Annotated in this window: 11 protein-coding genes and 4 tRNA genes; 5 read left to right on the top strand and 10 right to left on the bottom strand. The window is 32.8% G+C overall.

Annotated features, from left to right (window positions below; translation table 11 throughout):
• Positions 1 to 9: 9 nt before the first annotated feature.
• The 5 genes from xerD to CGC48_RS09660 form a co-directional block, all read right to left on the bottom strand.
• Entirely contained in the window at positions 10 to 921 is a 912-nt protein-coding gene (gene xerD, locus CGC48_RS09640) for a site-specific tyrosine recombinase XerD (protein WP_098029398.1), read from the bottom strand.
• Between the two features lie 57 nt (positions 922 to 978).
• Positions 979 to 1,461: a YkgJ family cysteine cluster protein gene (locus CGC48_RS09645; protein WP_098029399.1), complete on the bottom strand. Its 483-nt coding sequence runs from the start codon at positions 1,459 to 1,461 to the stop codon at positions 979 to 981.
• Positions 1,451 to 3,325: an ABC-F family ATP-binding cassette domain-containing protein gene (locus CGC48_RS09650; RefSeq protein WP_098029400.1), complete on the bottom strand. Its 1,875-nt coding sequence runs from the start codon at positions 3,323 to 3,325 to the stop codon at positions 1,451 to 1,453. Before CGC48_RS09650 ends, CGC48_RS09645 begins: the two co-directional genes overlap by 11 nt.
• 152 nt (positions 3,326 to 3,477) lie before the next feature.
• On the bottom strand, positions 3,478 to 4,494 hold the full coding sequence (locus tag CGC48_RS09655; RefSeq protein ID WP_098029401.1) for a quinone-dependent dihydroorotate dehydrogenase: 1,017 nt from the start codon (positions 4,492 to 4,494) through the stop codon (positions 3,478 to 3,480).
• A gap of 104 nt (positions 4,495 to 4,598) precedes the next feature.
• Positions 4,599 to 4,680, bottom strand: a tRNA-Tyr gene (locus CGC48_RS09660).
• 235 nt (positions 4,681 to 4,915) lie between these two features.
• Here CGC48_RS09660 and CGC48_RS09665 point away from each other — a divergent pair.
• On the top strand, positions 4,916 to 6,610 hold the full coding sequence (locus CGC48_RS09665) for a putative transporter (RefSeq protein WP_098029402.1): 1,695 nt from the start codon (positions 4,916 to 4,918) through the stop codon (positions 6,608 to 6,610).
• Between the two features lie 77 nt (positions 6,611 to 6,687).
• Here CGC48_RS09665 and CGC48_RS09670 read toward each other — a convergent pair whose 3' ends face one another.
• Positions 6,688 to 7,206, bottom strand: coding sequence for a shikimate kinase (locus CGC48_RS09670; protein ID WP_098029403.1), 519 nt, complete (start codon positions 7,204 to 7,206; stop codon positions 6,688 to 6,690).
• A 127-nt stretch (positions 7,207 to 7,333) separates the two neighbouring features.
• Between CGC48_RS09670 and CGC48_RS09675 the strand changes: the two genes are divergently transcribed.
• The 3 genes from CGC48_RS09675 (at position 7,334) to CGC48_RS09685 (ending at position 7,647) form a co-directional block, all read left to right on the top strand.
• Positions 7,334 to 7,406: transfer RNA gene (locus CGC48_RS09675), tRNA-Lys, on the top strand.
• Between the two features lie 34 nt (positions 7,407 to 7,440).
• Positions 7,441 to 7,513: transfer RNA gene (locus CGC48_RS09680), tRNA-Lys, on the top strand.
• Between the two features lie 52 nt (positions 7,514 to 7,565).
• Positions 7,566 to 7,647 (top strand) — tRNA-Leu (locus CGC48_RS09685).
• Between the two features lie 40 nt (positions 7,648 to 7,687).
• Here the strand turns inward: CGC48_RS09685 and prmC are convergent.
• From prmC to CGC48_RS09700, 3 genes are read right to left on the bottom strand one after another with little or no spacing between them, the layout of a single operon-like run.
• Positions 7,688 to 8,530 carry a peptide chain release factor N(5)-glutamine methyltransferase gene (gene prmC / locus CGC48_RS09690; RefSeq protein WP_098029404.1) on the bottom strand — a complete coding sequence of 281 codons (843 nt, stop codon included), beginning with the start codon at positions 8,528 to 8,530 and terminating at the stop codon, positions 7,688 to 7,690.
• 4 nt (positions 8,531 to 8,534) lie between these two features.
• Positions 8,535 to 9,488: a glucosaminidase domain-containing protein gene (locus CGC48_RS09695; RefSeq protein ID WP_098029405.1), complete on the bottom strand. Its 954-nt coding sequence runs from the start codon at positions 9,486 to 9,488 to the stop codon at positions 8,535 to 8,537.
• A complete protein-coding gene (locus tag CGC48_RS09700) occupies positions 9,481 to 10,410 on the bottom strand; it encodes a 1-aminocyclopropane-1-carboxylate deaminase/D-cysteine desulfhydrase (protein ID WP_098029406.1) in 930 nt (309 codons plus the stop codon). The genes CGC48_RS09695 and CGC48_RS09700 overlap by 8 nt, the downstream gene beginning before the upstream one ends.
• A 241-nt stretch (positions 10,411 to 10,651) precedes the next feature.
• Here CGC48_RS09700 and dnaK point away from each other — a divergent pair, with 241 nt between their 5' ends.
• The gene (dnaK, locus tag CGC48_RS09705; protein WP_041989532.1) at positions 10,652 to 12,544 is read left to right on the top strand and encodes a molecular chaperone DnaK; all 1,893 of its coding nucleotides are present in this window, start codon (positions 10,652 to 10,654) and stop codon (positions 12,542 to 12,544) included.
• Between the two features lie 223 nt (positions 12,545 to 12,767).
• Here the strand turns inward: dnaK and CGC48_RS09710 are convergent, their stop codons facing one another.
• Positions 12,768 to 15,062, bottom strand: coding sequence for a hypothetical protein (locus CGC48_RS09710; RefSeq protein ID WP_157909902.1), 2,295 nt, complete (start codon positions 15,060 to 15,062; stop codon positions 12,768 to 12,770).
• Positions 15,063 to 15,203 lie beyond the last annotated feature (141 nt).

Here is a 15,203-nt window from a genome sequence, read left to right on the forward strand (position 1 = left end):
TGTTCTCCTTTACATTGGGTTCATTTTTTGTCGAGGGTGAAATTTTGTAAGCATTTCCCTTAAGTGAGAATTCTCCACGTGAACGTAAATCTCTGTGGTTGTTATGCTTTCGTGACCTAGCATTGTTTGGATAGCACGTAAGTTTGCTCCATTTTCAAGTAAATGTGTCGCAAATGAGTGTCGAAAAGTGTGGGGACTTATCTTCTTTTTCAGGCCTGTATTTTCTGCGACTTGTCTAACAATAGTAAAAATCATTGCTCTTGTTAGTTGTTTTCCTCTTCTGTTTAGAAAAATAAAATCTTCGTGACCTTTAACAACTTTTAGTTTTTTCCGTTGGTGGTTTATGTAATTTTCGATTTGTTTTTGTGTAAATTTTCCAATTGGGATAAGACGTTGTTTATTCCCTTTTCCCATAACTCGAATAAAATCTTCTTCAAAAAACAAGTCAGACAAACGCAATGATATAAGTTCTGATACACGAAGTCCGCAACCATAAAGTGTTTCGATGATAGCTTTATTTCGGTGTCCTTCATCTGTGCTTAAGTCTATTGAAATCAGTAAATTATCAATTTCTTCTAAAGAAAGTGTGTCAGGAAGTTTTAATCCAATTTTTGGACTTTCGATTAGGTTCATCGGGAAATCTTCTCTGCCTTTTTCTGATGTTATAAATTTAAAAAAACTTTTCAAAGCTGAAATAAGACGTGCTTGTGAGCGAGTGTTTAATTCCTTTGAAACTTCGTAGATGAATTGACGTAATGTATCTACCGAAATAGTAATAGGAGTTTCATTTATTCCGTATTTTTCAAGGTAAGATATGAGTTTTTCAATATCCAACCCATATGAAGTAACAGAATTTTTTGACATTCCTCTTTGAAATCGTAAAAAATACTGATATTCAGTTAGGGTAGTACGCCATTTCATAGTTTTTTACAATTTTGAAGTATAAATTTTTATTTTTGAGTTTATTTCGTAGTAAAATTATAGTTTTTCTTTCATTTTTTCTACAACTTTATAAGCTATAGGACAAATTTCCGTGTTTTTTATAGTTAAATTTGCTATTTGATAGATTTTTTTTCGGTCAGTATGTGGATATTCACGACAAGCTTTGGGGCGAACATCATAGATTAAACAATAATTATCTGAAGCCAAAAAAGGACAAGGCATCGACTGAAAGATATAGTCATTTTCTTCATCAATTTTTAAATATTTGGTTATAAAATCTGAAGGTTTTAGTCGTAAGTATTTGGAAATACGTTCAATATCTATATTTGTTAAAAGAGGTCCCGTAGTTTTGCAACAATTGGCACAAGTTAAACAATCTATTTCATTTGTTACTTCATCGTGAATTTCTTGCACTTTATAATCAAGATTTTTTGGAGGCTTCTTTTTCAGTTGAGTAAAGAATCGTTTATTTTCATCTTTCTTTTCTTTGGCAAGTTTTTGTAGTTTGTTAATCTCCATTTTCTTCCATTTTTATCGAAAGTTCAAACCAACGTTCTGTTTTCTCTTCCAAATCACGTATTATTTCCTCCAATTCAGCCGATTTTTTATAAATTTCTTCAGAATTTAAGCTTTCTTCAGAAAATAATGTTTCTAATTGTGTTTTTTTCTCTTCCAATTGAGGAATTTCTTTTTCTAATCTGTTAAATTCTTTTTGTTCGTTGAAAGAAAGTCCTTTTAAGCCATCTTTTCGCCACGTATTTTTGGTAGTTTCTTTCTTTTCAGGAGCTTCTTCTGCAGGAGGTGTACTTTCCTCATACACGCGAAAATCTGTATAATTTCCAGGAAAATCTTCAATCACGCCATTACCTCGAAAAACGAACAAATGATCAACAATTTTATCCATAAAATAACGGTCGTGCGATACAACTAAAAGGCAACCTGGATAATCTAACAAGAAATTTTCTAAAACATTCAGCGTTACAATGTCCAAATCATTGGTAGGCTCATCTAAAATCAGAAAATTGGGATTTTGAATTAAAATAGTGCATAAATACAACCTTTTCAGTTCACCTCCACTCAATTTTTCAACATAATCATATTGTTTTTTACGATCGAACAAGAAACGCTCTAATAATTGGGCTGCTGAAAGTGTTTTCCCTTTGAGCAAGGGAATGTATTCACCGAATTTTTGAATTACTTCTATGACTTTTTCTCCTTCCTTTACTTCAATGCCTGATTGAGTGTAATATCCGAACTTAATTGTATCACCAATAACAATTTTTCCACTATCTGGCTGTATCTTTTGTGTTAAAAGATTTAAAAAAGTCGATTTTCCTGTGCCATTTTTGCCAATGATGCCAATACGTTCGCCACGGATGAAGTTGTAGTCGAACTTATTTAGAATCGTAAGTTCATCAAACTTTTTACTTACATTATGAAACTCTACAATTTTGCTCCCCAATCGTTTCATATTGATTTCCAGTTGAATAACGTGTTCTTTTCTGCGTTTGTGAGCCTGTTCTTTGATTATGTAGAAGTCATCAATACGTGATTTTGATTTGGTAGTTCGAGCTTTGGGTTGCCTTCGCATCCAATCTAATTCTTTAACGTATAAGTTTTTAGCTTTTTCTACACTTGCTTGTTCCTGAGCTAATCGAAGTTCCTTCTTTTCAAGAAAATATGAGTAATTTCCTTTGTAAGTGAAAAGTTCTCCGTTGTCCAATTCTATAATTTCATTACAAACACGTTCCAGAAAATAACGATCGTGAGTTACCAAAAAAAGTGTGATATTTTCTTTAGCAAAAAATTGCTCAAGCCACTCAATCATTTCTAAATCAAGGTGATTGGTTGGCTCGTCTAATATTAATAAATCGGGTTTGCTAATAAGTACATTGGCTAAAGCCAACCGTTTTTTTTGTCCACCTGAAAGGCTTTTTATTTTTAGTTGCAGATTGTCAAGCTTCAGTCGAGAGAGAATTTGCTTGTATTGTGTTTCAAAATCCCAAGCGTTGTACAGCTCCATTTTTTCAAAGGCTTTTTGATAGGCAGTTTCATTTTCAGGATTTTGTAAAGCATTTTCATATTGCTGAATTACTTTCAGAATAGGATTTTCAATTGAAAAAATAGATTGTTCGATGGTTAAATCTTCGTCAAATTCAGGATTTTGCGATAAAAAAGCGATGTGTATGCCATTTCTGGAGACTACTTTTCCGCTGTCAGGTTGGTCTTTACCTGCAATAATATTCAAAAGTGTTGTTTTTCCCGTTCCATTTTTGGCTACAAATGCAATTTTTTGGTCTTTATTGATACCAAACGAAATATTTTGAAATAAAACACGTTCTCCAAATGATTTTGAAATATTTTCTACAGATAATAAATTCATTGATAACAGATTATATTTGATAAAGATACATAACTAAAAGTAAGCAAAGTTTCTAAATACACAGAAAATATTCGGATTATTATTGTTGAAAAATGAAATTTCGAAATATTTTGGTATTCGGATAGCTTTTAAGAGTGTTGGAATAAAGAGAATTATTTTTTTATAAGTCGTTTGTTAATATCTTTAATGAGTTTTGGTCCCTCGTAAATAAATCCTGTGTAAAGTTGAATAAGTGATGCACCTGCCTCAAGCTTTTCTAACGCATCTTCCACAGAATGAATACCTCCAACGCCAATAATAGGAAAAGATTTTCCACTCCTTTCACTTAAAAAGCGGATAACCTCTGTAGAACGTTTTGTTAAAGGTTTGCCACTGAGCCCACCAATTTCATTTTTATCAGGTGATAACAAACCTTCGCGTGAAATGGTTGTATTTGTGGCTATTACACCTGCGATTTTAGTATCTTTAACAATATCAATAATATCTAAAAGTTGTTCATCAGTTAAATCGGGTGCTATTTTTAGTAAAATTGGTTTTTGCTTTTCTTTCTGCAAGTTTAATTTCTGTAAACTATTTAACAGAAGTGTAAGAGGTTCTTTTTCTTGTAAAGTCCTTAAATTAGGAGTGTTAGGAGAGCTCACATTCACCACGAAGTAATCTACATAAGGGAAAAGCTTTTCAAAACATATACTATAATCGTTTGCTGCTTCCTCATTTGGTGTAATTTTATTCTTACCAATATTTCCTCCGATGATTACATTTTTATTTTTTTTAAGTTGCTTAATAGCTTCTTCAACTCCTTGATTATTAAAGCCCATACGGTTGATGATTGCTTTATCCGCTTTGAGTCGGAATAATCGTTTTTTGGGATTTCCAGGCTGTCCCTTTGGGGTAATGGTACCAATTTCAATGAACCCGAAGCCTAAATTGGACAATTCTTTGTATAGTTTTGCTTCTTTGTCCAAACCTGCCGCTAATCCCACAGGATTTTTAAACTTTATTCCAAAAACTTCTCGCTCTAACGAATCGTGCTCAACTTTATATATGGAACGGATAAGAGTCGGGATTCCAGGTATTTTGTGAATAAATTTTAGCCAAGAGAATGTTAAATGATGTGCTTTTTCTGGGTCTAAAGAAAAAAGAATTGGTTGAATAAGCTGTTTGTACATAGTTTCAAAACATATTTTTTCAGATACTCTGCAAAAATAATCACTTTTTTGCAAAATATATTATATAAAAAAAGAGATTTTCATAATTGAAAATCTCTTTCTTGTGGGAAGAGCAGGATTCGAACCTGCGAAGACATAGTCAGCAGATTTACAGTCTGCCCTCGTTGGCCACTTGAGTATCTTCCCAAATGCGGGTGCAAATATACATATATTTTTTTAAAATAAAAGCTTTTTGTGAAAAAAAATATTTATTGATTGAAAGTGAATGGATTAAAAATTATGGAAATAATAATTGTAGTAAATATAATTGTCAATATGATAATTTTATTATGTGTATATTAAAAAAAAGATAATATTTGTTGTTAAGGATAGAATAAAATTAGTACCTTTGCACCCGAAAAAATTTAAAAAACTTTAACATATGGATTGGATAGTAAACCTATTTTCAAACCACGAAAGCGTGGCTTACACAGTGATTATTTACAGTATTGTCATTGCATTAGGAGTAGCTCTGGGAAAGATTCGTTTTTGGGGTATTTCTTTCGGAATTGCTTGTGTTCTTTTCGCAGGAATTGCTGTAGCTCATTTTGGCTTTACGGTAGATGGTCACATTCAGCATTTTGTAAAGGAATTCGGACTTATTTTATTTGTTTATACGATTGGTTTACAGGTAGGACCAGGCTTCTTTGCTTCATTTCAGCAAGGAGGAATTAAGTTGAACAGCTTAGCCGTACTTTCGGTAATTGCCTGTGTTCTTACAGTAATTGGTTTGCATTATGCAACAGGTACAAGAATGGCAGAATTGGTAGGGATTATGTCGGGAGCTGTTACCAACACTCCTGGGTTAGGAGCTGCTCAACAAGCAATTGTTGATGTTTCATTAGAAAGGGGCGTGTCGCAAGAAGCTATTAATGGTATATTATCTAACGTATCTAACGGTTACGCTGTAGCATATCCTTTTGGAGTTCTAGGAATTATTTTAGTGATGATGGTTCTGAAATATGCTTTGAAAGTGAACTTAGACGCAGAAAAGAGATTAAATCAATGGAAAATCAATAAAAATAATTCAACAGTTGATAAGATAGCTGTATATGTTGAAAATCCAATTTTATTCAATAAGCATATTGCTATTATTAAGCAAACTTTAGGAATGGATTTCGTTGTTTCACGTCTGTATCGCGGGGATAACATACTTTTGGTTGATAAGGATACACTCCTTAAAGAAGGTGATATTTTGCTTTTGGTAGGTAATCCGAAAGATTTCGAACGTCTTTCTACTTTGGTAGGGAAGAAAGCTAACTTATCGTTATTTGAGGGTGAGGCAACAAATATCATTTCACGCCGAATGAACGTAACGAACAAACAAGCTTATACAAAAAAATTAGGTGAGATTAATGTTCGTGAAAAGTATGGTGTTACCATCAGTCGTGTGTATCGTGCAGGGATTGAATTTGTTCCAACAAAGGAAACAAAATTGCAATTCGGTGATACTATTACGGTTGTAGGAGATGAGGAACATATCAAATTGATTGAAAAAGTATTTGGAAACTCTAAAAAGCGTTTGCAACATCCGCACATTGCTGAACTTTTCTTCGGAATTGTACTTGGGGTGATTTTAGGTTCTATACCTTTGTACATACCTGGAATGTCTTCACCTGTGAAACTTGGTTTGGCGGGAGGTCCGCTTATCGTTGCGATTTTAATTAGTCGTTACGGAGGTCGTTTTTCAGTTACACACTATGTATCGCATAGTGCTAATCTAATGGTTCGTGAAATTGGTATTGTGCTTTTCTTGGCAAGTGTTGGTTTAGGAGCAGGGCAAGGATTCATTAAAACACTTTCGGAAGGAGATGGAATTCAGTGGATGTTGATGGGTGTTGCCATAACACTTATTCCGCTAATTGTTGTTGCATTAACAGCTCGTTTTTATTTTAAATTGAACTTCCTTGAAATTTGCGGGTTGCTTTCAGGTTCACAAACTGACCCACCTGCTTTGGCTTTTGCTCACGACGTTACAGGGTCAGATGCTCCAGCCGTGACGTATGCAGCTGTTTATCCATTAACGACCTTTATGAGGATTATGGTGGCTCAGTTACTAATTGTTCTCTTTTTATAAGAATTTATCGGAAATAAAATGTTATAATAAAAAACTCAAGATATAATATCTTGAGTTTTTTTGTAAGAGTTATTCATCTAATAATTCAGTAAAACTTCTATTTTCTCTAAACTTTCTTCTAAAGATAAATTATCCATAGTAATAATATAATTTGCTTTTGTGTAGAATATATTTCGCTCAAAGAGGTGTTTTCTGATGAAATCTTCTAAATCTTCATCTTTTAAATCTGAAATTAAAGGGCGATATTCTTTTTCCAAGAGTAAACGTTCTGTTAATGATTTAGGAATATACTTTAAATAAAAGGTGTTTTTAGTTGATTTGGATACTAGGTGCATATTATTTCCAAAGCAAGGCGTTCCACCACCTAAAGCCAAAACAAAATCCTTTTCGGAAAGAAGTAACTCATTCAAATAAAAGGACTCTCTCTTACGGAAGTAAATTTCTCCTTTTGTGTCAAAAATTTCTTTGATAGAAGTGTTTTCTTTCTCTTCAATATATGTGTCTAAATCGATAAATTGGAGATTTTTTCTCTGTGCAAGGGCTTTTCCTAATGTAGATTTTCCACTTCCCATATAACCTAATAAAATTATTTTCATATGTAACTTTTTGTTTATTAGTATTTTTGATAGAAAAATAAAAATATGATGCAAAAATAATTAATTTTTTGTTGCTAAATAAAAAAAAAAGCTATACATTTGCACCCGCATTCAAGAAATGAATGATGACTTGGTAGCTCAGTTGGTAGAGCACAACACTTTTAATGTTGGGGTCCTGGGTTCGAGCCCCAGCCAGGTCACAGGGTTATACAATTTGTTTTTTTATTTTTTAATGACTTGGTAGCTCAGTTGGTAGAGCACAACACTTTTAATGTTGGGGTCCTGGGTTCGAGCCCCAGCCAGGTCACAGAAAAAGTTAAGTTTTTGCTTAACTTTTTTTGTATTAATATGGTTTTGATGCCTACGTGGAGAAATTGGTAGACTCGCCATCTTGAGGGGGTGGTGCTTTCGGGCGTGCTGGTTCGAATCCAGTCGTAGGCACAGAAAATAACCGACTAATAGTAGTCGGTTATTTTTTTGATTATTCAGCCTTAATCATTCTGGTGTTTCCTAACAAATCATTTTTTAGTTCCACTTTTTCAAATCCTTCTTTTATAATTGTATTTTTGGTTTCTTCTGCTAAATACTGGTTGATTTCAAAGAATAATTTTCCTCCTTCATTGAGTGATAATTTTGCCAGTTGAGCGATTTTTTTATAGAAAATCAGAGGCTTTTCATTTGATACGAACAAGGCTAAGTGAGGCTCGTAGTTTAGTACATTGTTACGAACCTCTTTTTTTTCTAATTCTCGTACGTAAGGCGGATTTGAAACAATAATATCATATTTTTCTGGTAGAAAATCGACTTCCAAAATGTTTTTTTTAAGAAAGTGAATGTTTACATTGTTTTCAATTGCATTTTTTTGTGCTATTGCAATAGCCTTTTCTGAGACATCCAAGGCAGTTACTCTGGCGTCGGGTAAAGCTTTAGCAAGGGAAATTGAAATACAGCCACTTCCACACCCAATATCTAAAATACTTATTGGTTTATTGTGAGTTGTTTCAGAAATAATCCAATCGACTAATTCTTCAGTTTCTTGGCGAGGTATCAGCACATTTTCATCAACAAAAAATCGATTTGAAAAAAACTCTGTTTCTCCCAATATATATTGTATAGGTTTTTCGGATTTTAGTTCGTTTACTGCATTTAAAATATTTATTTCCAAAGAGCTATCTAAATCTTTTTCTGAGTAAAGAAGTATGTCTGTCTTGGAAAGATTTCCGTAGAAATTCAACAACATAAAATAAAAAACCTGAATTTCTTCCTTTGGATAAAGAAAATTCAGGTTTTGATATAAATAATTTTTTAAGTCTTTTATTTTCAAAATGTCAGTTTAATTGTAATTTTTGACCTACTTTTATTTCATTACTTGTTTTCTCATTCAAATTATTAAGTTTCATAATTTGCTGAATGGAAACTTGTTGTTCTCTGGCGATTTTGTAAAGTGTATCACCCGATTTTACTATATAATATTTTGTTTTATTCTGATTTTCAGTTGATTTAGGAATTTCTGTAATGTTGGGTTTAGGAGTGCTTGTTACTAGAACTTCTGCTTTTGAAGTTTCTATTGGCGTATTTGTTTTCGGAATACTAGCAACTTTTCCATTAGGATTTAAAACTTGTTGGTCATACTCATATAATTTATGTTTTTTGATGAGCTGAATTAGTTTTTTGGCGTATCCAGGATCTGTTGCGTATCCCGCCTTTTTTAAGCCGTGAGCCCAACCAACGTAATCATCAGGTTCTAAGTCAAATAGAAAAGCATATCGGTTGCGATTTACTAAAAAAGTAGAATGATCTTCAAACGATTCAAAAGCATACTTATATCGACGGAAACATTCCCCTTTTTCATCATCGTCGTGTGTCATCGTTTTACCTTGCCAAGATGAATGGCATTTGATTCCGAAGTGGTTATTGCCGTGTCTTGCCAATTTTCCTTGTCCAGAACCACTTTCCAAAATTGCTTGAGCCAGTGTAATACTCGCCGGAATTTTATAGCGTTGCATTTCCACCATAGCAATTTCTTTATAATCATCGATATATTTTTGCGTTACGGAAGGAGTTACCTGAACAGCAGGAGGGATTTCGTGGTAATATTCTTCTGAATTATGATACTTTTTCGGATTTACGACAGCCGTATTTTTTTTAGGAATTGTATTTGTTGAAGGTCGTTGCCCACGATAGGTTACTCTCTTCGGATTTTTCTTATTTTTATAATATTTTGAAGAACAAGAAGAAAGAACAAATATTGCAAGTAAAAATATGCCGATTTTTTTAATCATAGTTTAATGTTTCTTGATTTTTTTTAGCTCTTTTTTGATTTATCCCTTGAATACCTTGCAAACCACCTGTGTGGATAGCCAATATTTTGGTATTGGGTTTAAAAAAGTTTTTATTTGAAAGTGCAAAAATAGCAAAAATCATTTTACCTGTGTAAATTGGGTCTAATGAAATTCCCGTTTTTTTGTTAAAGTTATTCAAAAAAGATATTAGTTCGTCAGAAACCTTAGCATATCCACCAAAATTATAGTCGTGAATTAGTCGCCAATTGGTTTTGGAGGTATATTGCTTTATCACATCAGAGAGAAACTCGCCTTTCAGAGCAGGGAAACCTAACACTATTTGGTGGGCAAAACTTGAATTGATAAGCCCTGAAATAGTTCCTCCTGTTCCTACAGCCGAACAAATTACGTCAAATTTGCTATCTTGTTCGGTTAAAATTTCTTCACAACCTTTTACAGCAAACTCATTTGTACCACCTTCAGGAACGATGTAGGTATCTGAACCATAATGCTTTTTAAGTTGATGTAAGAATTCATTAGTGTGTTTTAGGCGATAGTTCTCACGAGAAATGAATTGAAAGTCCATTCCGCATTTTTGAGCAAAACTTAATGTTGGATTTTCATCTATTTTTGAGCGTAATTCTTCTCCTCGAATGATGCCAATGGTTTTTAATCCCATTAATTGTCCTGCTGCTGCGGTGGCTGCAATGTGGTTAGAATAAGCCCCTCCAAAGGTTAGTAATTGTGTTTTACCTTCTTTTTGTGCTTGTAGAATGTTGTATTTTAACTTTCTGAGTTTATTTCCTGATACAAAGTGATGGTTTTTGTCTTCTCGTTTGATATGAAGTGAAATTCCATTAGGTAAGGCAATATTTACAAGCTGATTTTCAATATGTAGATTTTTAAATTTAAGAGGCTCCATTGTGATAGAGTTAGGGTTTGTTAATCGCACAAAGGTAGAAAATAATTACAGATTTTTGGTTAGACGACGCTATTTTGTCTGTTAAATTCCACTTCTTACAACTTGAGGTATATCTTCTTCTGTCATTTTGTCAGATTTCTTCCTTTGGCACAATCATTGACTATTAGAAGCACGAAGCCCAAAGCGGAGCATTTCCGCCTAAGGTGATAAATAAATGTTGAATTAAAAATAAATTAAGAATATGAGCAAAATTATTGGAATAGACTTAGGAACAACCAACTCGTGTGTTTCTGTAATGGAAGGTAATGACCCTGTGGTAATTACCAATGCCGAAGGTAAAAGAACCACTCCTTCTGTAGTAGCTTTTGTGGAAGGAGGCGAAATAAAAGTAGGTGATGCTGCCAAACGTCAGGCGGTTACCAACCCAAATAAAACGGTTTACTCAATCAAACGTTTTATGGGGAACAAATTTTCAGAGTCAGATAAAGAGGTAGGTCGCGTACCTTACAAAGTGGTAAAAGGCGATAACGATACGCCACGTGTGGATATCGATGGAAGATTGTACACTCCGCAAGAAATTTCAGCAATGATTCTTCAAAAAATGAAAAAAACTGCCGAAGATTTCTTAGGACAAACGGTAACCGAAGCCGTTATCACCGTTCCTGCATACTTTAATGATGCACAGCGTCAGGCAACCAAAGAAGCAGGAGAGATTGCAGGACTTAAAGTTCGTCGTATCATCAACGAGCCTACCGCTGCTGCTTTGGCTTACGGATTGGACAAAAAGCATAACGACCAAAAAATCGTGGTATTTGACTTCGGTGGTGGTACGCACGACGTATCTATCTTGGAGTTAGGCGATGGCGTATTCGAAGTACTTGCAACTGACGGAGATACACATCTTGGAGGTGACGATGTAGATGAAAAAATCATCAATTGGTTAGCCGAAGAGTTTCAGGCAGAAGAGCAAATGGATTTGCGTAAAGACCCAATGGCGTTGCAACGTCTTAAAGAAGCTGCGGAAAAAGCGAAAATTGAGCTTTCTTCTTCTACACAAACTGAAATCAACTTGCCATACATCACAGCTACGGCAACAGGTCCAAAACACTTGGTACGTACCCTTACTCGTGCAAAATTTGAGCAATTGATTGACGATTTGGTAAAAAGAACCATCGAGCCTTGTCGTACAGCTCTTAAAAATGCAGGACTTTCAACAAGCGATATTGACGAAGTGATTTTAGTAGGAGGTTCTACACGTATCCCTGCGGTGCAAGAAGCGGTAGAAAAATTCTTCGGAAAGAAACCAAACAAGAGTGTTAACCCTGATGAAGTGGTAGCTGTTGGTGCGGCTATTCAAGGGGGAGTTTTGACAGGAGATGTAAAAGATGTATTGCTTTTGGACGTAACTCCACTTTCACTCGGTATCGAAACAATGGGAGGAGTGATGACCAAACTTATCGAGGCCAATACTACCATTCCGACCAAGAAATCACAAGTGTTTTCAACCGCTGCTGACAATCAGCCAAGTGTAGAAATCCACGTGTTGCAAGGAGAACGACCAATGGCAAACGATAACAAAACGATAGGACGTTTCCACTTAGATGGTATTCCACCAGCACCGCGTGGCGTTCCTCAAATCGAAGTAACTTTTGATATCGACGCTAACGGAATTATCAAAGTTTCGGCAACCGATAAAGGAACCGGCAAATCGCACGACATCCGAATTGAAGCCTCATCAGGACTTTCACAAGAGGAAATCGAGAAAATGAAACGCGAAGCCGAAGCCAACGCCGAAGCCGACAAAAAAGCCAAAGAAAAAGCCGATAAAATCAACGAGGCAGACTCAATGATTTTCCAAACTGAAAAACAACTGAAAGAATTTGGCGACAAACTTCCGGCAGATAAGAAATCAGGCATTGAGTCTGCTTTGGAAGAGTTGAAAAAAGCACACCAAAGCCAAGATTTGGGACAAATTCAACCTGCTTTGGACAGAATCAACGAAGCGTGGAAACAAGCCTCCGAAGACCTTTACAAAGCACAACAAGCCCAAAGCGAACCACAACCTAACACAGGCGGTCAGCAACAACAAAACGGCGACAACGTGCAAGATGTAGATTTTGAAGAAGTGAAATAGTCCGTAGCACGGACGGGCATTCACTTTAAAAATGAAGTCACAAATATTTTATATAAAACACGCTCCATACGGAGCGTGTTTTTTTATGGTATAAAGTTATTTTAATTATGGTTCAAGTGATATAACAAAAGTATAATGTTATACAAGTCAAATCACTACTGAAATAGATAAAATAAGATGTTACACGAATTACTTCAGCAGTGAGACAAATAAAATAAAAAGTTTACAGAGGTTTCAAATCATCTAAACTATTAACAGAACCTGATTCTTCATATACTGAATTTACTTTTATTTGAATTATTTTTCTATCTGCTCTAAAACGAATTTCAGTTATAAAACTCAAAGTTTCTAATACTTGTAAATTATCTTTGTCTAAATTATTAGCATATATATTTTTTAATTTTTCATTTTTAGGTAAGTTAATATCTATTATGGAAGCATATATTTTATAATTTTTATCAATTTCTTCTAAATGAAATTTCTCTTTTTCTTCTTCTTTAATATCTTTAAAAGTAAATTTAGGTAAATCTTTTTCTTCTAATATAAAAATTAAATTTCTTAAATCAGTTGAAGGCAAATATATAATTTTGTCTTTATATTTACTTTGCTTAATACTTTGAATAATTTCACATCCTAAATTAAAAGCAATGATACATACATTTTCCTTTTCATCAACAATTTTATTGATTCCTTTAATTAAATCATCTTTACTTAGCAAGTAGCTTTGTGTTCTTGCCATAAGAAAAGCATTAGGAATATATTTTTTTAAATTCCATTGTACTATGCCGTGTGCAAATACACTATCACAATTAACACAAGGAGTATCTCCGTCTGTAAATGATGATTTTGGTGAAAGAGTTTGACTTCCACGTATGAAAGCCTTTACATCTTTATCTGTATTATCAAATCCTTCTTTGTTTCTTATATTTTCATATTGTTTAAATCCATCACCTAATATTTTACTTGATGATTTATAAAATTGCAACTCTTTACTCTTTGAAATTTTTGCATTTTCCTTTTCATTTTGTATAATTGTTTTAATACTTTCTTCTAATTCTATTAAAAAATTATTTATTTCACTTTCTTTTTCAACAAACATTTGTTGCAGATTAAGTCTTCGTAACGCTTCTTCATCTTCTAAAACTTTATTTAAGCAAAATCTGAAATACTCTAAACTTTTTTGCCAATTATATAACTTTTTTAACTCTTGAGGAAGATTAGGTTGTTTAGTAGGATTGTGATAGTGTAATGTTTCAGGAATAGAAAATTGTCTTAAAAATAAAATACAAATATATTTACAAATTTCAAACACTACATATGGTTTATTCCCTAAGTTGTCCAGCTCAGGAAAAGGATATTTTACTAAACCTATAAAGTTACCTAAATGATTATTTTCATTATAAAACCATTCAAACCACTCAAAAATATCAATCATCGAATATGGTAGTAGTTCATATTTTGGTGGTTGAGTTTGTGAAAAAGTAAACATATAATTTAATGCCTCATAATTTTTACTATAAAGCATTAACCCTCCAAAAGCATAATGAAATTCTAAAAATCTGTTTCGTTCTTCCTCTCTTTGTTCGCTAATATCTTTATTTGCATCAATTATTTCACCATTTTCATTCCATTGAGGATTTGGATAAATTTGTCCCAATTCAAAACTAAAGTATTGAGAAGAGTTTTTCCAAAATTCAGCAACAAAATTATAATTATGTCGTATCAAAGTAACATTATACCATAACCACTCATAAGTTTCTTTTGATATTTTTATTTGTTGAAAGTCATTTGGAATAAGAAGACTTCCATTAATAGCACTATGTCTAAGCGGTAATAGATGTTTATGATTTCTTTCTACACATTCATCTACTAAACTACTTACTAAATTATAAAATTCATCATCATATGTAACAGTATTTTTTTTTAAATTATTTCTAAAATTAATAACATATTCAGTATAAAACTTTAGTAGTTTAATTTGTAAATCAACATCTTTTGTGTTAATTGCGTAAATAGCAATATCATTTATTGTCATTAGAGATATTTTTTTTATACTATCTTCCTTTGTTTTTTTATATTTTTCTATTATATGATTTAAAAGATTATCAATATTACCAATATATTTACGTATTTCATTTAACCATTTAAAAAATATAATAATTAGACTGATAGTTAATAATATTGTGATTATTTTCGCTGAATTATTTATTACACAATGATTCCAGCCAAAAAGAGGTTGAAATTTAGTTATATGAAAAAGTAATGATACTAAAGCAGAAATAAGACTTATTTGAAAAATATTTGATTTAAAAAATCTTTTTTTTTGATAATATTCATTATCAAATAAAACTAATAAATATTTAGAGTTATATTTAGCTCCTATTTTAGATATTTGTTCTAAAATAATTGGATAAGCTAAACCGAAGATTGCAACTATTAAGGGCACACATATTGCTATAATATCATTTTCTTTTATATCGTATAAAAAATTACAGTAAATTTCTGAAATATCAATCATTTTTTCCATAAGTAAAAATTCATAATGAACAAAGTGCGAAATTACAAATAAAATTGTGTATAATCTATTTCATCAGTGATTTACCAAAAATAAAATCATACACAACCCATTTCACTCGTGTTTTACTAAAAATACAATTAT

The organism is Capnocytophaga cynodegmi, from assembly GCF_002302475.1.
In the GTDB taxonomy this organism is placed as follows: domain Bacteria; phylum Bacteroidota; class Bacteroidia; order Flavobacteriales; family Flavobacteriaceae; genus Capnocytophaga; species Capnocytophaga cynodegmi.

Excerpts from the sequence above, each read along its gene's own strand:
- CGC48_RS09655 (WP_098029401.1), bottom strand. The coding sequence starts at position 4,494 with ATGTACAAACAGCTTATTCAACCAATTCTTTTTTCTTTAGACCCAGAA.
- CGC48_RS09650 (WP_098029400.1), bottom strand. The coding sequence starts at position 3,325 with ATGAATTTATTATCTGTAGAAAATATTTCAAAATCATTTGGAGAACGT.
- CGC48_RS09665 (WP_098029402.1), top strand. The coding sequence starts at position 4,916 with ATGGATTGGATAGTAAACCTATTTTCAAACCACGAAAGCGTGGCTTAC.
- CGC48_RS09645 (WP_098029399.1), bottom strand. The coding sequence starts at position 1,461 with ATGGAGATTAACAAACTACAAAAACTTGCCAAAGAAAAGAAAGATGAA.
- xerD (WP_098029398.1), bottom strand. The coding sequence starts at position 921 with ATGAAATGGCGTACTACCCTAACTGAATATCAGTATTTTTTACGATTT.
- CGC48_RS09670 (WP_098029403.1), bottom strand. The coding sequence starts at position 7,206 with ATGAAAATAATTTTATTAGGTTATATGGGAAGTGGAAAATCTACATTA.
- CGC48_RS09700 (WP_098029406.1), bottom strand. The coding sequence starts at position 10,410 with ATGGAGCCTCTTAAATTTAAAAATCTACATATTGAAAATCAGCTTGTA.
- CGC48_RS09695 (WP_098029405.1), bottom strand. The coding sequence starts at position 9,488 with ATGATTAAAAAAATCGGCATATTTTTACTTGCAATATTTGTTCTTTCT.
- CGC48_RS09710 (WP_157909902.1), bottom strand. The coding sequence starts at position 15,062 with ATGATTGATATTTCAGAAATTTACTGTAATTTTTTATACGATATAAAA.
- dnaK (WP_041989532.1), top strand. The coding sequence starts at position 10,652 with ATGAGCAAAATTATTGGAATAGACTTAGGAACAACCAACTCGTGTGTT.